Origin of the sequence: Pseudoalteromonas sp. bablab_jr010 (assembly GCF_016464105.1) — a bacterium.
Classification (GTDB): Bacteria; Pseudomonadota; Gammaproteobacteria; order Enterobacterales; family Alteromonadaceae; genus Pseudoalteromonas; species Pseudoalteromonas simplex.
Map to the genome: position 1 here is coordinate 1 of NZ_JACDWV010000066.1, position 20,721 is coordinate 20,721.

General features: G+C 39.7%; 15 protein-coding genes. 4 read left to right on the forward strand and 11 right to left on the reverse strand.

What is annotated here, in order from left to right; genetic code table 11:
- Positions 1-152: 152 nt before the first annotated feature.
- Complete coding sequence (locus JIG37_RS04065) at positions 153-764, reverse strand: MarC family protein (protein WP_194441268.1); 612 nt, start codon at positions 762-764, stop codon at positions 153-155.
- A gap of 253 nt (positions 765-1,017) precedes the next feature.
- Between JIG37_RS04065 and JIG37_RS04070 the strand changes: the two genes are divergently transcribed.
- Positions 1,018-2,610, forward strand: a complete 1,593-nt coding sequence (locus tag JIG37_RS04070; protein ID WP_199528743.1) for a carboxylesterase family protein — start codon at positions 1,018-1,020, stop codon at positions 2,608-2,610.
- A 36-nt stretch (positions 2,611-2,646) separates the two neighbouring features.
- On the opposite strand, the gene JIG37_RS04075 is transcribed toward JIG37_RS04070, so the two are convergent.
- From JIG37_RS04075 to JIG37_RS04085, 3 genes are all read right to left on the reverse strand, one after another.
- Positions 2,647-3,366: a Sir2 family NAD-dependent protein deacetylase gene (locus tag JIG37_RS04075; protein ID WP_054553593.1), complete on the reverse strand. Its 720-nt coding sequence runs from the start codon at positions 3,364-3,366 to the stop codon at positions 2,647-2,649.
- Entirely contained in the window at positions 3,363-4,385 is a 1,023-nt protein-coding gene (locus JIG37_RS04080; RefSeq protein WP_138617809.1) for a kelch repeat-containing protein, read from the reverse strand. Before JIG37_RS04080 ends, JIG37_RS04075 begins: the two co-directional genes overlap by 4 nt.
- 68 nt (positions 4,386-4,453) lie before the next feature.
- Positions 4,454-5,083, reverse strand: coding sequence for an NAD(P)-dependent oxidoreductase (locus JIG37_RS04085; RefSeq protein ID WP_199528744.1), 630 nt, complete (start codon positions 5,081-5,083; stop codon positions 4,454-4,456).
- 102 nt (positions 5,084-5,185) lie between these two features.
- Here JIG37_RS04085 and JIG37_RS04090 point away from each other — a divergent pair, with 102 nt between their 5' ends.
- A complete protein-coding gene (locus tag JIG37_RS04090; protein ID WP_054553590.1) occupies positions 5,186-6,070 on the forward strand; it encodes a LysR family transcriptional regulator in 885 nt (294 codons plus the stop codon).
- Positions 6,071-6,115: 45 nt separating this feature from the next.
- Positions 6,116-6,367 carry a TIGR03643 family protein gene (locus JIG37_RS04095; RefSeq protein WP_054553589.1) on the forward strand — a complete coding sequence of 84 codons (252 nt, stop codon included), beginning with the start codon at positions 6,116-6,118 and terminating at the stop codon, positions 6,365-6,367.
- Positions 6,368-6,369: 2 nt separating this feature from the next.
- Here the strand turns inward: JIG37_RS04095 and JIG37_RS04100 are convergent, their stop codons facing one another.
- The 7 genes from JIG37_RS04100 to JIG37_RS04130 all read right to left on the reverse strand — a co-directional run bounded on the left by JIG37_RS04100 (position 6,370) and on the right by JIG37_RS04130 (position 19,134).
- Positions 6,370-7,686: a PAS domain-containing methyl-accepting chemotaxis protein gene (locus JIG37_RS04100; protein WP_199528745.1), complete on the reverse strand. Its 1,317-nt coding sequence runs from the start codon at positions 7,684-7,686 to the stop codon at positions 6,370-6,372.
- Between the two features lie 276 nt (positions 7,687-7,962).
- Positions 7,963-9,282 carry a methyl-accepting chemotaxis protein gene (locus JIG37_RS04105; protein ID WP_138617813.1) on the reverse strand — a complete coding sequence of 440 codons (1,320 nt, stop codon included), beginning with the start codon at positions 9,280-9,282 and terminating at the stop codon, positions 7,963-7,965.
- Between the two features lie 88 nt (positions 9,283-9,370).
- On the reverse strand, positions 9,371-9,616 hold the full coding sequence (locus JIG37_RS04110) for a YfhL family 4Fe-4S dicluster ferredoxin (RefSeq protein WP_054553587.1): 246 nt from the start codon (positions 9,614-9,616) through the stop codon (positions 9,371-9,373).
- 294 nt (positions 9,617-9,910) lie between these two features.
- On the reverse strand, positions 9,911-13,375 hold the full coding sequence (locus JIG37_RS04115) for an ATP-binding protein (protein ID WP_199528746.1): 3,465 nt from the start codon (positions 13,373-13,375) through the stop codon (positions 9,911-9,913).
- Positions 13,376-13,404: 29 nt separating this feature from the next.
- A complete protein-coding gene (locus JIG37_RS04120) occupies positions 13,405-15,654 on the reverse strand; it encodes an ATP-binding protein (RefSeq protein ID WP_199528747.1) in 2,250 nt (749 codons plus the stop codon).
- A gap of 9 nt (positions 15,655-15,663) precedes the next feature.
- Entirely contained in the window at positions 15,664-16,932 is a 1,269-nt protein-coding gene (locus JIG37_RS04125; protein WP_199528748.1) for a substrate-binding domain-containing protein, read from the reverse strand.
- Between the two features lie 87 nt (positions 16,933-17,019).
- Positions 17,020-19,134, reverse strand: coding sequence for an EAL domain-containing protein (locus tag JIG37_RS04130; RefSeq protein ID WP_199528749.1), 2,115 nt, complete (start codon positions 19,132-19,134; stop codon positions 17,020-17,022).
- Between the two features lie 202 nt (positions 19,135-19,336).
- Here JIG37_RS04130 and JIG37_RS04135 point away from each other — a divergent pair, with 202 nt between their 5' ends.
- Positions 19,337-20,713, forward strand: coding sequence for a patatin-like phospholipase family protein (locus JIG37_RS04135; protein ID WP_199528750.1), 1,377 nt, complete (start codon positions 19,337-19,339; stop codon positions 20,711-20,713).
- The last annotated feature ends 8 nt before the right edge of the window (positions 20,714-20,721 follow it).

The following is a 20,721-nucleotide window of genomic DNA, read 5'->3' on the forward strand; positions in this document are numbered from 1 at the left end:
ATCTAAAAAGGAGGACATATCATCGAAGTGCTGAATTAGAGACATAAAAAATCCGATATTATTTCTAATATCGGATTTTGAAGCTATGAAAAGATCAGTCAAGTGATCATAAAAATATTCTTAACTGATCAGCATTACGCGCTGCGGGCTTTTTAATTATTGGCCACCCATTTAGCGACTCCTAGTGCTTCCATCACAAACTCAACAGATAATGCAGCTAAAATTAACCCCATAATTCGCGTTAGTATCGATGCACCGCCAACCCCAATAACTTTCAAAATTCGCTCACTTAACAACAGCAATAATAAAGTGATCAATAACACTACCAGCATTGTTATTGCCGAAATTACTTGTTCCTGAACGCTATAAATATGGTTATCGGTAATTAGAATAACCGCTAAAATTGCACCCGGCGATGCTGTTGCGGGAATTGCTAAAGGGAATACAGAAATATCGTGCTGTGACTCAACATCACCTTGCTGGGCCTCATCAGCAAAAATCATTTGTAGACCGAACAGAAATAAAATAATGCCACCAGCAACTTGGAACGACAACAAACTAATACCCATTGCAGTTAACAGCAACTGCCCTATGACAATCGCTCCAATTAATACAATGGCAGCATAACCCACCGTTTTAAAAGCAGTCTTTCGCCGCCTATCGGCAGGCAATTTAGCTGTTAAAGCAGCAAACAACGCCATTGTGCCGATAGGGTCTATTGTTGCCCAAATGACTAAAAAATCATGCAAAACTTTATCTAACATATGTACCTTAAAATGAGAATACACTCCTTTTACATTAGCAATTTTTTGCACTAATAAGTATTACACAGATCCTTGAGTTATTGAGCTGCAGATTTTTAGAGCCTTTTTGTAACGATTTAATGACAGGAAAACTCTTAATTAGCCAAATACTAAAACCGGCATAGCCTCCCCTTGTAGCTATGCTGGTTTTCTCGTTGTTACTATCTGAATATGTTAATATTATAAGCCTTACCCAAACAGCCTAGGCTTTGTTATGACATCGCGTATTCTCAAATCGATTTTTTACTCATCTTTTCTATTAGGCTCTGCTGTATTTTTGCAAGGTTGCCAAGAACAACCTCAATCAGATCAAATTGCCGTCACCGGCGGGCTTATCCAAGGGCAAAAAGAAGGACGTTTTATTGCCTATAAAGGCATTCCGTATGCTGCAGCTCCGGTGGGAGAGTTACGCTGGCGAGCACCGCAACCTGTGCCCAAGTGGCAAGATATAAAAGTGCTTAACGATTACGCGCCTGACTGTATGCAAAAGCCGTTTGCAGCCGATGCAGCGCCGCTGACAACAACCCCTTCGGAAGATTGCCTTTATTTAAATGTATTTAAACCCACTAAACCCAGCGATACTCCTTACCCTGTTGTGGTGTGGATACACGGGGGTGGTTTTATAAATGGTGGCGCATCACCTGCTGTTTATTCAGGTGAGAGCTTTGCTAAACAAGGGGTTATTTTTGTTAGCTTTAATTATCGCTTAGGCCGATTTGGCTTTTTTGCGCACCCTGCTCTGAGTCGTTTTGAGAACGATGCGCTTGGCAACTACGCTTTAATGGATCAAATTGCGGCACTTGAATGGGTGAAACAAAATATCGCTCAATTTGGTGGTGATGCTGCAAAAGTGACACTCATGGGTGAATCTGCAGGAGGCGCATCGGTACATGCGATGATGCAACCCCCTGCTGCTAATGGCTTATTCCAGCAAGCGATTATTATGTCAGCGGGCGGACGAGAGCTATTTAAGCAGTTGCCACTTAATAGTGATGATGACACCGTGTTAAGTGCCGAAAAAATTGGCGAAAACTTTGCCAAACAACACACCATTTTAGGCAGTGATGAAAATGCTCTTGCTGCACTGCGTGAGTTATCTGCCGAAGACGTGGTTGATAACCTAAATTTGAGCACATTAAATCGACAAAATAATGATGAGTCTACTTACGTTGGCGGGCCAATTATTGATGGCACTATCATCAATTCGGCGACAGAAGCGCGCTTGAGTAAAGGCACATTTAGCCATGTTGCGACTATGGTTGGCACAACAGATATGGATTTAGGCTTTGCTAATTTTGCTTCTAAAGAGGCGCTATTCGCAAGTTTTGCCCCGCACAGTACACAAGCAAAAATGACTTACGATGCAAGCGGCGAAACGCCATTGCCTTTACTCAATTACCAAGTTGGGCAAGATGCTTTAATGCAAGAGCCAGCAAGGTTCGTTGCAAAACGTGTGACAGATATGGGTAACGATGCCTTTTTGTATCGATTTGGTTATGTGGCGCAAACCTTAGATAAACCTGGTGCAGAGCACGCCAGCGAAATTCCGTACTTCTTTAATACTGTGGCTGCTAAATATGGACATGTAACCACTGAGCAAGATAAGCAAGCTGCTAAAATAATGCACCGTTATGTGACGAACTTTATTAAGTTAGGCACACCAAATGGCCCAGGTTTGCCGACTTGGCAAGCATATAAAAATGATGAATCTTTTATACTGCAAATGAATAAATCAGGGACTGCAGAGTTTTTACCGGACCCCTTACAAGCGCGGTTAAACATCACAGCAACCAAAGCTGAAAAGTAATAATTAAATAAGGCGCTTAATATAAGCGCCTTATTTTTATCCTTGCTGCTGAACATACTCAAGCGCTGTCATCTTGTGGTATGTCACATTAGGATGAAATACGTGAGTAGGATCTGGGTCTACTACTTCAATTGGCGTGCCTTGACTGCGTGCAATGTCGAGTGCCATTTGCGTAATATTGACGCTAAACGAGGTGCCGATAAAGACGATTTTATCGGCATCGAGCATACGCTGTTGCGCCTCAGAGATTCGATAAAGCTCAGTGTAGTATTCATCAAATAACAACACGTACGGCTTAAACGATTCGTTTAGCTTGGGGCTTTCATTATTAATATTGAACACCTCAAGCAAGGAGTGGTGGAGGTTGTCTTCGTTTACTTTATCCCACGGCGCGTTAAAAGCCATCACATCGTCACCTTGATGGTGAAACAGTGTCATTTGATCTAAGCGACCATGAATAGCAATAAAATCAGTGTTTCCAGCTTTGCCATCAAGGCCATCAATATTTTGCGTAATGAGATTTTTATCACTCAACCAATGATGAACCTCATTAGGGCCGTGATGGCGGTAGGTTGCAAAACGATGATAATACCAAGCTAAAAATTCGCGAGGGTTGTTTTGGTACATAGCACGGGTTGCCATTTCCATCGGCGTATAATTTTTGCTACCAATGGTCCAATAACCATCTTCACCACGAAAGGTTGGTATACCGCTAGCGGCACTCACTCCCGCTCCAGTAATATAGAGTGTATTCATAGAGATAACTTTACCTTGTAACCAAGTGCATCGGCTGTCACTTGTTGATTATTGTCCATACCACCCAGACGATACAAACTTCCTTGGTGCTCTAATAAACCTCGATGATCCATACTCGCGGTATCGGCTTTTGGCATCACCTGCCAGGTGTTTTTGTCAACATCAAAGCGCCAAACATGATCACTCGCTGGCGCAGGTTTGCCATCGTATCCCATGCCATTGTAGTTATATGGGTTATCAGAGCCTCCCATCATATAAATATCGCCATTAAAACTGGTTGCTGCCATACGGTAATGGGCAACACCTGTAGGGTGCGGCACGGTACGCCAATCTATTTTTAATGGGTTATCAGCATCAATCGTGCCTTTTAAACACTGTGCAACCGCAGCAAAAGAGCGGCGCTTATCAGCATTCGCCTGTGTTTTAACGCCATCACACACCAATAGAGTGTTTCCACTAATTGCCGCTGCTTGGCCAAACACCGGTTGACCTAAAAACGGCGAAGCCTGTTGCCAAGTATCTGTTTGTGTATCATACACTTGCACTAAGTTAACATTACCATCGTTATGCCAACCACTGACTAAATAGATATAACGCTGCTGGTACTTAAGTGCCACACTGTCATCCACCGGCACAGGCATACTGGCAAGTTGCGTATATGAATTAGAGAGCACATCATAGCGATATACATCGGGTGTAGAGATTTCTTGATGATCGGCGCTAACGGTATACCCACCAAATACATAGGCATGCTTACCCACACCCACTGCGGTACTTGCCAAACGACCAGTAAGGGGCAATGTACTTGGCACAGCTTTAGCCGCTTGCCACGCGTTGTCGCCCACTTTAAGGACCCATACTTTATTATGAACATCGGTATGTGCTTTGCCTGAGCTCAAGCCCATAAAGCTTAGGAAGTAGGCTTGTTCATCAATAACAACTTTGGCGACAGCATTGTTTGCGACGGGTTCAGGTAAAGCAGGAATGGTTGCAAGTGCAATAGAAAATAACAGGCTCATAAATTAAACAGGTAACTTAACACGTCTCTTAAGAATACCATTTTATGAGCCTGAATAAAGGCTCGCTATTAGTAAGCAATACTAATACGTTGATTTAAATGCGCTGCCGAGTGTGCCTCATCAAGCATCGCTTTAGCATAATCAGTAACTGATATTTTGCTTTCGCCATTTGCATCAGTAAAGAAGCTGTCGCCACCAACACGGTACGGACCTTCTGACTCCCCAGGGTAAATGACCGCTGCCGGTGATACAAAAGTCCAAGCTGTATCTGCTGCTGATGCTCTAAATACATCAAGTGCCTCACCTTGAGCAATGGCTTCTGCTTTGTATTCAGCAGGAAAATCTGGGCTTGATACCAGAGTTACACCGGGTGCCACTTCTAAGCTACCAGCACCGCCCACCCATAAAATACGTGTGCCAGTACCTGCAAGCGCGTTTAATAATTGCTTTGCTGTGTTTGCAACAATTTCATGGTTACCTAAAGCACGACCACCAATTGCCGCAATAACAACATCACTACCTGCAGCTGCAGTTGCGATATCGTCTTTAGTTAAATCAAATTCAGTCACAGTGACGTTATCTTGGGTTACTTTACTTGCGTCTCTAACTAATGCATTAACTTGATGACCACGTGCGATTGCTTCTGAAGTAATGTGGCTGCCAATCCAACCTGTTGCGCCAATAACTGCTAATTTCATGAGGAATTCTCCGTTGTTTGTTTCAATGATTGCAGTTTACTTGTTCACCAATTACTGATAAATACACTATATAGATACACATTGTTTCATTTTAAGATACCAATGGATAAACTCACTTCAATTACTAGCTTTGTCGAAGTTGCCCGTACAGGCAGTTTTACTCAGGCTGCAGAGCATTTAGGTTTAAGCCGATTACAAGTTTCTAGGCATATTCAAGACATTGAAAAGTGGCTAAATTTAAGGTTGTTTCATCGCACAACACGCAAAGTAAGTTTGACCCTTCAAGGCGAAGAAGCCCTTAGCTATTGCCAGCAAATATTAAATCAAGTGTCTGATTTACAAAGCCGAGCACACAGTCATAACAACGAATTGGTAGGTACCATTCGCGTTGCCTCCCCGATTGGGCTTGGCCAACATAAGCTATTTGATGCCATTGAAGAGTTTACCAAACGCCACCCGCAGACGCGCTTTGAACTGTTACTTTCAGATAGTTTATCGCAGCTGGTTGATGACCGCGTTGATATCGCTTTGCGTTACATCCACCAGCCCGATGAAGGTCTTATTGCCCGTAAGCTAATGTATATCGCAACCGCAGTGTGTGCCTCTAACGATTATTTAGCTGTGCACCCACAGATTTTTGAGCCGAGTGACTTATCTGTTCACAATTGCCTTGTTCATAACAAACACACTATTTGGCAATTTCAACACGGCGACAACACACAAAAAGTGACCGTGAAGGGCAACATTGTTGCCAACGATATGGGGGTGCTTCTAAAAGCAGCAAAACAAGGAATCGGGGTGGCTCACCTACCATGCGATCTCGCCAATGACTATTTGGCATCGGGTGAGCTTGTAAAAGTACTGCCAGAGCATACTACTATGGGCTCTCACTTATGGGCGGTGTATTTATCGCGTAACTTCCAACAAAATGTGGTGAGAGCGTTCATCGACTTTTTAGCAGAGCACTGGCAACACGATATTTTATAATCTAAACCTGCTGCAAATACGTATAAGCTACAAAAAGGAGCCGTAATGCAGCACTTAGATCATGAAGTATCACGCATCATAGAGATGGCGTGGGAAGACAGAACCCCGTTTGAAGCAATAAACCAACAGTTTGGTTTAAATGAAAAAAACGTTATTGCACTGATGCGTGAGCAATTAACGAGCTCGAGTTTTAAACTCTGGCGAAAGCGCGTATCAGGGAGACAAAGTAAACATATTAAACTTCGCCATCCCGATATTTTAAGAGGTTATTGCAAAACTCAATATAAGCACAGGTAACACTATTTAAGTTGGTCAGCGAACTGACCAACCGCATCGACCACTTTTTGTGCGCCATTTTGAATATCTGACATAACTTTGCCAGATTCAGTCGCTAGGCTGTAGCCTTGTTCAGCTTTGCTCTTACCTTGTTCTATAACTTCAACTGTATTTTGAGTCAGTGCCCTGTTTTGCTGAACAACATCAACAATTTCAACAGTCGCTTTTGAAGTACGTGAAGCGAGCTGTCTTACCTCATCAGCAACAACAGCAAAGCCCCTTCCTTGTTCGCCAGCACGAGCTGCTTCAATCGCTGCATTAAGCGCTAATAGGTTTGTCTGATCAGCAATACTACTGATACTTTGAACTATATTTGCGATTTGCTGAGACTGTTTATCAAGTGCTGTGATCTCATTTGCTGCTTGTTCCATTTTATTTGCAAGTTCATCCATAACACTAACCATATTACTAAGTACTTCAGCCCCTTGATGAGCGATTTGATCAGTTTCAGTCGAGGTACTATAAGCAATGTCAGCTGCTTGAGACACAGCTATTTCACGATTTACTTGATCAGTAATCACCGTTGCAAACTTAACAACCTTATAAAGCTCCCCTTGTTCACTAAACACAGGATTATATGTGGCTTCTAACCACACGGGATCACCATACTTATTAACACGTTTGAATCGAGAGGAAACAAACTCACCTTTTTGAAGTTTCTGCCAAAATGCCGCGTACTCTGATGAGCTTGCTTCTTCAGGTGAACAAAACATACTATGGTGTTTACCAATAATTTCGTGTTCTTTATAGCCCACACCCAGTAAAAATTGCTGATTTGCTTTTAATACATGACCCGTTAAATCAAACTCGATTACGGCCATAGAGCGATGAATTGCTTTTACTAAGTCCTGGTTTTCGCGTGACGATTCAATCGTGCGTGTTAATGCATTTGCATGCAATGTAAAATGAAGAAATTGGTTTTGCTTATTTACCACAGGATGAACGAACACTCTTAGCCAAGCCTCTTCACCTTTAGCATTGACCAACTGAACGGCTCCTGCCCATGGCTTTTTGTTTTGTAGTGCGTGTTTAAAGTTCAGATAGTGTTCTGTTTTTCGCGCCAATTGCGGCACTAAATCAAGTAATGCAATCCCATCAAGTTGATTTTCGCTAAAACCCAGTTCAATTTGAACTTGGGGATTAGTATCAATAACACAGCCTTTGCCATCAAGCGTTAATGTAAGCATTAGCTCATCAAGATTTTGCTTTATTTGAGAAACCCTAAATAATTCGTCTTCAAGATTGGTTATTTTATTTTTTAGTGGCTTGGTAGAAAACATGGGGTACATCACTTCATTGCTAAATTAAAATTCAAACAGTGAACTCATTTACTTAAAAAGTTACTGAATATTAAACTATTACAATATATCCCTATATTTCTATGATATGGAGTTTCAAGAAGTGAGACAAGGTATTCCTTCCAATTCGCAAAAAATAGGAGGAGCTTTAAGGAAATTGAACCGCATTGATAACACAGCAAAATTTCGTTATTAGGTTGCTTATAATACTCTACAGCTGCATCAATGCAGATGCCTAAGGCTTATTGCAAATTAGAATCACTTATTTAACTGATTAGCAAACTGGCCAACCGCATCAACAACTTGCTGTGCTCCATGTTGTATATCTTCCATTACTTGTCCTGATTCATTCGACAAAGCAAGACCTTGCTCTGCTTTGACTTTCCCTTGTTCTATAACCTTTACTGTATTTTGAGTTAATGATTGATTTCGCTGAACAACTTCCACAATCTCTTCAGTTGCTTTAGATGTCCGAGATGCTAATTGCCTAACCTCATCTGCAACCACCGCAAAACCACGGCCTTGCTCACCTGCACGAGCAGCTTCAATTGCAGCGTTAAGCGCTAATAAGTTAGTTTGATCAGCAATACTACTAATGCTTTGTACAATACTTGCTATATGTTGCGACTGCTTATCTAAGGCTGCGATTTCTTGCGCCGCTTGCTCCATCTGTAAAGCAAGTTCATCCATAACAGCCACTGTGTTTTTAAGTACTTCAGCTCCTTTTACAGCGAGTTTGTCGGTTCCTGTTGAGGTACCGTAAGCAATCTCTGCCGCTTGAGAAATTGCATGCTCACGATTCACTTGTTCAGTGATCACAGTTGCAAATTTCATTACTTTATAGAGATCCCCAAAATCATTAAAAATCGGATTGTAAGAGGCCTCAAGCCAAACGGTATTACCAAACTTATCAACACGTTTAAAGCGAGACGCTATGTACTCACCATTTTTTAAACGCTGCCAAAATTGCTCATACTCAGTAGAGTTTGCTTCTTCTGGTTCGCAAAACATTCTGTGATGTTTACCTTTTATCTCTTTTTCGGAGTAACCCATCGCATTATAAAAATGACTATTTGCACTTAAAACATGACCCTCTAAATCAAATTCAATAACCGCCATAGCACGGTGTAACGCTTTGATAATGTCTTTATGCTCTCTTGCGGTAGCAATTGTATCGGTTAGTAAAGTGGCATAAATTGCGAAAAATAGAATTTGATCTTGAGGACCTTTTACTGGGTGCGAAATAATTCTAAGCCACTCTGTTTTACCATTTTTGTGATAAAACTGCAGCGCCCCAACCCAGTGCTTACAATGCTCTAAAGCAGAAGAGAATTGGCTAAATTGTTCAGTAGACTTGGACTCATTTGTAATGATGTCAAATAGGTGCGTGCCAGGGAACGCATCTTTATCGTAGCCAAGTGCTTTGATAAAGTTCTGATTTATATAGGATACCTCGCCGCTTTCAAGTACATTAAGCGAAATCATTTCTTCATTCAAGCCATCACGCACTTGCTGTAGATGAAATAACTCAGTCTTTAACGACACAAGCTCAGAGTTTACTGACTTACTGAAAAACATAGGATCCTCAAGAGATTAACGTGCATTAAAGTAAGTGTAGAACATTTGAATCAAGGTGTACTAATAAGCTGTAAATTTTATTATTAATTCACTCAGTCAGCTTAATATATTTTTCAGCAAGCTCATCTAACGTTTCACGATGATTAGGATCGGGCTTAATACAGTCGATAGGACATACACTAACGCAGGTAGGATTATCATAATGCCCAACACACTCAGTGCATTTATTAGGATCGATTTGATAGATTTTTGCACCCATATAAATAGCTTCATTCGGGCACTCAGGATCACACATATCACAGTTAATACATTTGTTATTGATGAGTAATGCCATTTAATGACCTCGAACATAAATCACTATAAAACAAGTGGTTACATGAGTCGGTATGTAACACATATATTTTTCAAACAAGCTTAGTTTAAAAAATATTCGATAAATAATAACACAATTTGTAGCACACTCTGTTTATGAGCAGCCGTTACAAAAGCGGTCGCGTATTCTACTTTACCCCACTCTAAATTTTGTTGATCTAGATCAAACGACGGGCCTGCAGGGCTTAATAAACCTGAGTTTTAGATAAATGAAAAAGTACTCTTGATGTCTTGCATGAAATTTAGAAAACATAAACTAATTTTCTTCTAACCATTGAGTGATATCAGTAATAAGCTGGGTAAGTATTTGCTCTATTTCTATAATAGTTTTCTCAAGGTTTAAATTGCCTTCGCTCGCTTTTTTTTCAACGTCAGCGAATAAACTTCTCAAGTGACTGGCACTTATTTCTCCGCACATCCCCTTTAAGGCATGTGCAACCTGACGAACTTGCTCACTATCTTTAGCATTAATTTGGCTTTGCAATTCTTTAAGCCTTAGCGGCGCTTTAGTAATGAACATCTCGCATATTTTGATTAATAAGGCTTCTTTATTTAAAAGTCTAACCAATGCTTGCTCACGATCCCAAAGAGGCTCTAAATTACTTTGTTCAGTACTAAGCGAATCTCCCTCGTAATTCGATAAAGACCACTTAACAACTTTTGACTGAACTTCGTGAGCTTGGATAGGTTTACTAACATAATCACTCATTCCAACTGCAATACACTTTTCCTTCTCACCAGCCATAGCACTTGCCGTCATTGCTATGATGGGAATTTGTGCATAGTATTGACCAGCCTCTGCGGCTCGGATTTTTTCACACACTTCATAACCATTGAGAACCGGCATTTGGCAGTCCATTAAAATACAATGAATAACTTCGTTACTCGCTTTAGAATTTAATAAAATTTCCAGCGCTTCTTGACCATTTTGAGCAGTAATAACCTCTATAGGCAATCCATCTAAGGCGCCAAGTGCAACTTCAATATTTATATCATTGTCATCCACAATTAATATTCGGCAGCCTTTAAGTTGGGTTAAAACATCTGCTGTTATGTCATTTTCTGTCGTTCTGTTTTCACTCAGCAAATAAAGTGGCTCATTTTCTGATACTTCAAAACCTGCAACTCTCAATAAATTAGTTTGTGTAATTGGTTTATTAAGGGATGTAACTTTTGTATCGAGCGCCTTTGGAAGGGGGTTAGTTGGTAGATGCAGTAAAATTATACGGCCTTGTTCTAATGTATTCGCGAGGCTATTTACCAGTGATTGAGGGTTTATCGCTTGAATACTTTCATAATCAATAAAAACATAATCAACATTGCTTGTATGTTCATCAGCAAGTGTGTTTATGTCGCTAACTTTAACATCAGCCCCATATACTTTTAGTAACTTTTGCATCACATCATGGCATTGCGAGTTGTTACTAATCAATAAAATACGTTTATGATTATAATAGTCTGAAACATCTGGTTTAGGGGCTTGGCTACTCCCAACTTTAATGTAAAAGCTAAATGCGCTCCCTTCATTAATTGCAGAATTAACTGTAATATCACCATTCATTATATTACACAGCTGTTTGCATATTGATAAACCAAGCCCTGTTCCACCATAGTTGTCGGCTATAGAACTATTAGCTTGTTGAAATGCATCAAATAAATGACGTTGAGTATTTAACTCTATTCCTATCCCCGTATCTTGCACGGTAATTTTTAAGGTATGCTCCGTATTAGAAACCTGCTCAGATGATGCCGTTACTTTGATAAAGCCTTGCTCTGTAAACTTAATCGCATTACTAATCAAATTATTAATGATCTGAGTAAGCCTAAGTGGATCAGTCTTAACTTCGTAACAAGCCAGCCCGCTCGTATCTAAATAAACATCAAGACCTTTATCAAAAGCCCTCACAGAGCATGACTCGACTAAACTTTCGATCAGTAATTGAGGTTTGATTTTTTGAATGTTTAAATCGAGTTTACCCGACTCAATTTTAGATAAATCTAAAATATCATTTATTAATAGCCTTAAATTTGAAGCACTTAACTCCATCATATCTACAAGCTTACGGGCATTATCGGGCAATGTTTGACGTTTTAAAATATTCAACGTGCCAATCACTCCATTTAATGGCGTGCGTAGTTCATGACTGATATTAGATATAAATGCGCTTTTGATATCGCTGTGCTTTATTGCTTCATCTTTAGCTTCAGCAAGTGCTTGAGTTCTTTGCCTTACTTTTGCCTCAAGCTCCGAATTTAAACGTTTAACTTTATTCGCAGCTTCTTGTTCTTTGCTAATATCTCTAATAATCAATGCAACCCCGATTAAAACGCGCTGATCCGAAAAAACAGGGCTGACCGAAATGGCGAAATAATTCACCACACCGTTTTCAGAAATACTGCATTCATCTTTGATTTGTGTTTTTGAGTTTTGAATATCCGCAATGTAATCAGGAATAGGTAATCGGGCTAAAAAATCAATATCTTTACTCGCTTTTCCTATCGACATCGAACTTGCCAACATTAATAGGTTTTCAGCTGTTTTATTTAAACTTGTCAATTTACCTTCTAGATTTAAACCAACAATGGCATCTATCGACCCTTCAACGATAGCAGACGCTTCTCTTCTAGCCTCTGCTAGTAACTGGCTCCGGTTTGCGTTTCGGTAAAACGTTAACAGTAATACCCCCGTAAAAAGAATTATCAAAATTAATAAGCTATAGGTCATGACCCGCTTTTCATTTATTACTTTATCAACGTATTGCTTAGCCACTAAAAGATTAAAATTGATAAAGCCATAGCTTTTACCTGGTCTTGTTTGTACTTTTTCTGAATGAACATAAAACTGCTGAGTTGTTGGTGAAGTTGCAGTGACTAAATATAGCCCTTGGTGCTGAACAGGCTGATCGTACACTGACTGCCATGTTATAGACGGATCTAAGTCTCTCGTAAATTGATACCCTTCATAAGGGTGATAAATAAAATCTCCCTCTGAACTGCTGATCACTAACTGAGAATAATCAAAAATAGTTTCTTTTAGCTTCTGTATTAATGGGGTGGCATTTACATTCATGATTAAAAAAGCAAATCGCTTTCCTTTATCACTGTATATGGGTATAGAAAAACGCAACATGGGTTTGTAAGGAAACACTACCTCGCCAAACTCTTTGTTTAGCGACATAGGCGACATGTATATTTGGTTCACTTCTAATAATGAACTTGGCAAAAAATAAGGTTCTGCGCTTTTCGCTTGTAAAGAATAGTCAGGTACAGCTTCTACTGAAGCGCCAACACGTTGCACACGAATTAACTCTTTTCCTTCTGCGCTCACAGCTATTATGCGCAGCTGTTCAACCGCAAGGTTGTTCTCCATAAAGCCTATAAAAATGGTTTCAAGCCGCTCCTTCCATTGCTGATAGGTTGTACCATCGTAGGGGTCAATTCCATCATTAAAATGAGCCCGAGGTAGGCCGGCTATAGGGGGCGTTGAATATAAAAATCGTAAATCAGATTTCGACTGCAATATCGAAGATGTGAGTATTTTCTTTAAACGCTGGTTTGTTTCTGTAAACTCTTGATCAATTGAGTTTAACGCATCCCGTTTAACATGCCCCTCGAAAAAGTAGACAGCGATGGCAGCAAAAACGCTAAAAATTAATGAAACAAATAACAAAAACGTTTTAGATGACATTGTGCTTTTATTATCTATATTGAGACTGTTCACATTGCTTCCTTGTTAGTTTATTGGTGATGCTAAGAGCACCACTTAACCAAAACACGTTTTAAGTTTTCGAACTTAATTGGCTTGCCAATAAAGTCGTTCATACCCGCTTCAAAGCATCGCTGTTTGTCTGCTGCAAGCACATTTGCGGTTAATGCCACTATGGGTGTGTGCTTATAGGCAGGTAGTTTTCTAATTTTCAATGTTGCCTCAGGGCCACCCAATACCGGCATTTGCATATCCATAAAAATAATATCAAACGCCCCTATTTCACACTGTGCTATGGCCTGTTCCCCATCATCAGCTAAACTGATCGACTTTATATTAAACTCAGCCAGCATAGACTCGATTACCACTTGGTTAATATCATTGTCTTCAACCACCAGTGCAGTTACATGGGAAAAATCAACGGACTTTTCACTACTCTCTTCAAGAAGGCTTTCACTAATAGCAGGGGTTATGAATGTTCGAGTAACATTAAGCTCAAAATAAAACATAGAGCCTTTATCAGGTTCACTTTCTACTTTTAATGACGAACTCATCAAATGTAACAACTTGCTTGAGATAGTCAGGCCAAGCCCAGTGCCACCGAAGCGACGAGTAATAGAAGCATCTGCTTGAGAGAAAGCGTCAAACAAAGAATCTAGCTGTTCATTGGCAATACCAATACCCGTGTCAGATACACTAAAAGTTACTTTAAACTCATCATTCACTACTTCTTCAATAATGACGTTGAGTAACACGCTACCACGATGAGTGAACTTAATTGCATTGCCTAATAAATTAATGAGTACTTGTTTGAGCCGAGTTTCATCACCTAAAAATATAAAGTCGGTGAGCTCTGGCGTTGTCGTAATAAATAACTCAATACCTTTATTTTCAGCTTGTTGCGAAAATAAATGCGTTAACTCGTTCAACAAGGAGCTTAATTCAATTGGACCTGACTCAAGCTCTACTTTAGCAGCCTCAATTTTACTCAAATCTAAAATATCGTTAATAATAACCAGTAAACTTGCACCTGATGATTTAATGATATTGAGCATCTTTGCTTGCTCTGCCGATAATGGTGTGCGACTTAGCTGCCGAGCCATACCTAAAACACCATTCATAGGAGTTCTGATCTCATGACTCATATTTGCTAAGAATTCAGATTTTACTTTCGCTGTACGCTCAGCTGATTGCTTTGCATCTGCAAGGTCTTTACTTAAAACCCTGAATCGTTCTGCTGCATTCGCTAAAACACCAATTTCATCTTTGCGATTTAAATCATAAATTTTGGCCGAAAGGTCACCACTCAAAAAGTATTTAAAACTAACGGTAAGGCGCTTAATTGCATGCGAAATTTGCAAATGAAACGCAATTGCAAAAGCCACAATATAAATAACAACACCGATCGCAAGGAGCTTTAAAATACGCTCAGAATTTGAAACTGTTTTTTCAGCATCCGATTTAATTTGCTCAAGTCTCGATAAAGAAAGCTCTCTTAGCTGGTTTGATAAAGTACTAAATTCAATAGCATCGCCTGCCATAACCACATTGACTAAACTTAAGTAATGACGGTTAGCTTGAATACTTTTAGAGAATTGCTGCTGATAATTAGCAGTAAACTGGGACATTTTATCGAGTGTTATCGCAGGATCTTGAAGCACTTGTAGTTTTTGATTAAGCAAGCGCAGTGTAGTATTCACTTTAGCCCTTTTTGAATAGTCTTTCTTCGATAAAAATTGATACGCATCATGATGCATTGAATGCCATAGATTAGTGAGCTCTGCGATACTTAATTTATCTTCTGTATTGATGCTATTTGATTTCAAAGTTTCAAGTTCTGCTATCGCATTGGTGTAGATACTTGGTAACACCTGATAGGTTAAATGTGCCCTGGCCTCATAGCGTTTTGTAAGTACTGCTAAGTTCTCATCGTATCGACTCAAAAGCTCAGACATCGAATCTAAGTAAACCTGACTGTTTGCTTCATTTTGATTAAAATTTATATTACCTAAACGTTTTTTTATACTTTGAAAGTTATCTTCTATTTTATTAAAAACAGACTTACTCCCTGAGTTGCCGTACACAGAAATATCACGCTGCATCTCTACAATGTCTTTATTTATTCTTAAGATACTCACCGCATAATTACTGATACGGCTAATCTCTACAAATGCCGTTTCTATGGTTTTTAACCGCTTATCCATTACAAAAAAACTAGCACTCAATGCTAATAATAATAGCAGCAGCGCCAGCGACATCTTTGCAGCAATTGATTTAGAAAAGATGTTAAGCAATCTAAGCCCTTATGAATTTAACAATTCAAACCATTTATCTAAGCTGTAATCGTAATTAGGCATCACAGTATTCCATACTGCGATATTTGAAAATCGCTGAATATAGCTACCACCATCACGCTTTTGACCCGTTTTTACAGATACCTTTTCATCGGTACCGCGTAAATCTACAACGGCTTCTTTACCCTCATACCAATAACTCCACTCCGGCTTTGACATTAAGGGCTGGCTTCGCTCTGGGTTTGAAATGTAGTACCCTTGCCTTGCGATAAAAGCTCCTGGATAACCAGATAACCACCAATTCATATAATCGTATGCTGCATCTTTTACATGCCCTTGTGTATTGGCTGATAAGCACATAACACCATGCCAAGCTCGGTAGCCCTCTTTTGGAGATGCATAAACCACGGGAATGCCTGCTCCACGACACGCACTCACCCCTGGCGAGAACATACTTTGGATGTTTACTCGTTTTGTTTTCATAAAGTCCACCGATTGTGGAACCGATGTCCAAAAGCCAGAAAAATGCCCTTGTCGTTTTTTTTCTAATAAAATAGCAAAAAGTTGATCAATTTCGGCAATACTCATATCGCCCATGTCATTAAAAGTCATTAGTCCCTGACCCTGCGCAGCAAGGGCTGCATCAAAAATGCCTATTGTAGGGGCGTTTACTAACGCAACTTTTCCTTTGTGTTTTTCATCAAGCAACCAAGCCCATGATTCAGTTTGATAAGGGATCCCTTGCTCTATCACTTGGGTGTTGTATCCGAATGAGTCAACATTATGAACATAAGGCATAAAGCTAATTGCTTTGCTCGGAGTTTGCGATAGCGTACCGTCGTCTTGAACATAAAGCAGTTTATTAGGAGAGTCGCCCGCGCCAAGCTTAGCTTCAGGGACTATTTTTCCGGTTTTTGTTAATGGGTTTATTTCATCCCAATAAACAAGTCTATCTATATCAATAGGCTGAATTGCCCCCGCTTGCCATAAAATATTAATTGAGTCTGACCATTGTTCGTACAAATCAAATGAACTTGGATTTGCTGCTGCTTTTTGTAAAACAGCGGCGCTTCCCATTGGCGTGAACTCTAGGTTAATGCCTAATTCACGCATTGCTCTGCTTCTGAGTTCTTCTTGCAATGTAACATGTGTGCCAAGCACCCTTAATGTGACTTTATTTTTAGCAAAAACATAAGGTGCTTTAAATGCAAGAGTAGAGACGGCCGCGCCAGCTCCTAAACCTTTAAGAAAACGCCGACGATCAACTGAGTTAGTCATTTGAAGTTCCAACGAATTTATAGTTTTTAAAGTGTAGAATAAATTTCAAAAATTGATTCAAAAGACATACAAAAGATAAACTTAAGCTCAAACATACTGGTCGTTATTGTGCAACGAGGGTAAAAGCAATTGCGTTAGGCTTTCATAATTCATTGGCTTACCAAGCAAGTAGCCTTGCCCTGTGGCACAGCCCAGCTCATCTAGTTTGTTTTTTTGCTCAGCCGTTTCTATTCCTTCAGCAACAATTTGAAGATGAAGAGAGTGCGCAAGTTCAATAATCGTTGAAACAATATCAAGCGCTTGCGAATCAGTTAGCATATCACGTACAAAGGACTGATCTATTTTCAATACATTTAAAGGAAACAGCCTTAGATACGACAAGCTAGAATACCCTGTACCAAAATCATCAAGGGCAATACTTACTTTCATATTGGCAATTAATTTAAGTTGATTGACCGCATACTCATAGTTTTCAATTAGCGCTGACTCTGTCACTTCTAACTCTAAATATTTACTCGGTAGCTGAGTTTTCTCTAAAATCATCGCGACTGTGTCTACAAGTTTTGAGTCGGTAAACTGTTTAGCGGAAATATTTACGGCTACTTTTGTCGGCACACCTGCATCTAACCAGCGTTTTGCACTAATACAGCTTTTTTCTAAAACTTGCTCGCCTAACCTAAAAATTAAGCCCGTTTCTTCAGCATACTCAATAAAATTCAGTGGTGATATAAATCCGCCCTCATCATCACTTAAACGAACTAAACTTTCTACGCCAACCATTTCGCCACTACGTAAATCGTATTTAGGTTGATAGTGCACATCAAGGGCGTTATTTTCGAGGGCTTTTCTTAACTTATTACCTACATCAAGGCGTTTATTCATTTCAACCTGTAAGTCTGTGCTGAAATAGCAATAACTATTTGCCGCTTCGTTCTTTGCCTTATACATAGCGGAGTCTGCATGGCGAAGCATTTCTTCAACACAATTAGCATCATCAGGGTAAACACTTATGCCTAAGCTTGCAGAAAGAATATGTTGTTCGCCACCAGAGCGAAATGGCTTACTAATTACATTAAGCACTTGATTTATCAAAGGCTCTAGACTCAAAGAATGTGACTCATGAGGGACAACAAGCGCAAATTCATCCCCCCCGACACGTGCAACTGTAATATCGTTACAAGCAAAGCAATCTAAAGAGTGGCCAATATGAGCAATAATTTCGTCTCCAATATGATGGCCTAACGCATCATTTATAAACTTAAATTTGTCCAAATCGAGCAGTAATAAACTTAGCTTAGTGTCATTAAAAGAGGCTCTGGCAATACCTTGAGTTAATCTATCATGCAGTAATACGCGGTTTGGTAGTGAGGTTAGTTGATCATGATGTGACAAGTACGTCATTTGAACCGACATAGCGAGCGTTTCACTAACATCTTGAAAAACCATAACAGCACCGCATTGTTGTTTTTTTTCATTTAAAATTGGTGCTGCGCTATCTTCAACTCGGTGTTCAACCCCTTGTTTACTCGTTAGTTGCGTGTTTATTGCCATCGCCACAGGGCGGTTTTCCTTTAGAGCAACAGTAAGTGGATTTATTGAAGGTGTTTTTGTTGTGGAGTCAGCTAATTTCATCACCTCTTCAATATGACGACCCTTTGCAGCAGTTTGAGACCAGCCCGTAAGCCTTTGCGCTACAGGGTTCATATAAGTAATTTGGGCATGTTGATCCGTTGAAATAACGCCGTCTGCTATCGAATCAATTGTGATACGTAAATGCTCTTTTTCAGCAAATAAAGCAGCTTGGGTATTTTGTAAAATGTTCTCTTGCGCTTTAACTTTAACGTGATTTTCTATTCGCAATCGACATAACTTTAAGTTCAGAGGTTTAGAAATAAAATCAATTGCGCCTAAAGATAATGCTGATTCTTCAATTTGTGGATCACCATGTGAAGTAATAACAATAATTCGTAGCTGTTCAAACTCTGGAGTGAATTGAAGTTCTTGTAAAATATCAAAGCCACTAATTTTTGGCATTTCTAAATCAAGTAACAAAACATCAGGTTTTGCTTTATGGATTAACTCCAGTGCTTGGGTACTGTCGTTTAAGGTGATTATGTTACCAACATCTTCTAGTGCGTGTTCAAGTTGTAAAGTGTTAATCTCTTCATCATCAATGATAAGAATAGTGCAATTATCGACCATCTTTTTCCCTCTACTACGTATTTGTACCTGATTAAACATAGTTCGAAAATCAAAAAAGCGGCAACACTTTTTCATTAGAAAAATTAAAAAGAAATAAGAGAGCACATCCAGCTCCCTTATTACTACAAGCCTCCGCTATCTTCATTAACAGATATTTTTGCACTAGTATGAAGTAAAACAACCTATTCGATAGATTTTCAAGATGCCAAACAATCCGTTACGGTTACTGCTATGCTCATTTGGCGTTCTTTTGTCTGGCTGTACTGCGGTCGGAAAAATTGAAAACGCGCCTCTTAAACCAGATCAAACTATCCAGATAGAAAATAACACGCTATTTTCTGCAGCCAGAAACCTTGATGACAAGGGTTTAACTTTAATGCTGACATTTTCTGGAGGCGGTACCCGGGCATCGGCACTGGCTTATGGTGTGATGGAAGAGCTAAGAGATACGTCAATCATAGTGAATGGTGAAAATAAACGAATGCTTGATGAAGTAGACTTTATATCGTCTGTGTCTGGCGGCAGTTTCACTGCTGCGTATTATGGTTTGCACAGAGAAAAGCTATTTACCGATTTTAAAAAGGATATGTTAACCCGTAGCCTTTCAAGTCAGATCTTACATACTGTGTTTAACCCATTTATGTGGTTTTCTTCGTCGGGAAGGACTGACTACGCCGCTGAAGTCTTTGCTGAGGCAGGTTTTGGTGACGCGACATTTGCTGATATGTTCGCAAAAGGCGACCCTGTAATTGCTATTAATGCGACAGATTTATCAAAAGGCATACGTTTTACTTTCTTGCAGGACTATTTCAATCTTTTATGCTCCGATCTCAGCAGCTTTCCTGTTTCAAGAGCAGTTACTGCATCTGCCGCAGTACCGGTACTTTTTGACCCAGTGGTCATAGAAAATTACTCTGGCTGCGACCCTTCAGGTATGAATCAATACCTGCAATCTAGGGCAGCTGAAGGCTCGATGACCCTACTTGATTCTGCAAACGCGGCACTTTCTTATAGCGATAAGTCATCGCGTCCTTTCATACATCTTGTAGACGGCGGAATTGCAGATAATCTCGGTCTTAGAACGCTTATCGATACTGTTGAATTTGCAGGGGGTATGAAAAACTACTTAGAAATGGCTCATCAAGGAAAATCTTTTAATTCAGCCAAACATTTTATTATTATCGTTGTGAATGCATCCGTAAAAGCAGATACAGATATTGATACTAAAACATCTCCCCCATCCATCACACAAACAATTAATGCGGTGACTGATGCTCAGCTTCATTTGTATAACAATGAAACATTGGACCTTGCTCAATCATTACTTGATGATTGGTCGATACAAATGAGTACACCTGAAAGGCCAGTTAAAGGACATCTCATTTTAGTGGATTTAAAATCAATCAAGCAGCCAGCATTAGCAAAACACGTGAATCATATTCCAACTACTCTTGGATTAGAGGAAAAAGAGGTCAATCTATTAATCGAGCTTGGTCGAAACCTGCTTCGCAACAATGAAGAGTTTATATCGTTAAAAAAAGACTTAACAATTTCGCCAAGTTCAATGCAGGGAAATTAATTTTTCTC

What these genes read in the sequence shown, in the direction of transcription:
- JIG37_RS04065 (WP_194441268.1), bottom strand. Translation starts at nt 764, where the DNA reads ATGTTAGATAAAGTTTTGCATGATTTTTTAGTCATTTGGGCAACAATA.
- JIG37_RS04070 (WP_199528743.1), top strand. Translation starts at nt 1,018, where the DNA reads ATGACATCGCGTATTCTCAAATCGATTTTTTACTCATCTTTTCTATTA.
- JIG37_RS04075 (WP_054553593.1), bottom strand. Translation starts at nt 3,366, where the DNA reads ATGAATACACTCTATATTACTGGAGCGGGAGTGAGTGCCGCTAGCGGT.
- JIG37_RS04080 (WP_138617809.1), bottom strand. Translation starts at nt 4,385, where the DNA reads ATGAGCCTGTTATTTTCTATTGCACTTGCAACCATTCCTGCTTTACCT.
- JIG37_RS04085 (WP_199528744.1), bottom strand. Translation starts at nt 5,083, where the DNA reads ATGAAATTAGCAGTTATTGGCGCAACAGGTTGGATTGGCAGCCACATT.
- JIG37_RS04090 (WP_054553590.1), top strand. Translation starts at nt 5,186, where the DNA reads ATGGATAAACTCACTTCAATTACTAGCTTTGTCGAAGTTGCCCGTACA.
- JIG37_RS04095 (WP_054553589.1), top strand. Translation starts at nt 6,116, where the DNA reads ATGCAGCACTTAGATCATGAAGTATCACGCATCATAGAGATGGCGTGG.
- JIG37_RS04100 (WP_199528745.1), bottom strand. Translation starts at nt 7,686, where the DNA reads ATGTTTTCTACCAAGCCACTAAAAAATAAAATAACCAATCTTGAAGAC.
- JIG37_RS04105 (WP_138617813.1), bottom strand. Translation starts at nt 9,282, where the DNA reads ATGTTTTTCAGTAAGTCAGTAAACTCTGAGCTTGTGTCGTTAAAGACT.
- JIG37_RS04110 (WP_054553587.1), bottom strand. Translation starts at nt 9,616, where the DNA reads ATGGCATTACTCATCAATAACAAATGTATTAACTGTGATATGTGTGAT.
- JIG37_RS04125 (WP_199528748.1), bottom strand. Translation starts at nt 16,932, where the DNA reads ATGACTAACTCAGTTGATCGTCGGCGTTTTCTTAAAGGTTTAGGAGCT.
- JIG37_RS04130 (WP_199528749.1), bottom strand. Translation starts at nt 19,134, where the DNA reads ATGGTCGATAATTGCACTATTCTTATCATTGATGATGAAGAGATTAAC.
- JIG37_RS04135 (WP_199528750.1), top strand. Translation starts at nt 19,337, where the DNA reads ATGCCAAACAATCCGTTACGGTTACTGCTATGCTCATTTGGCGTTCTT.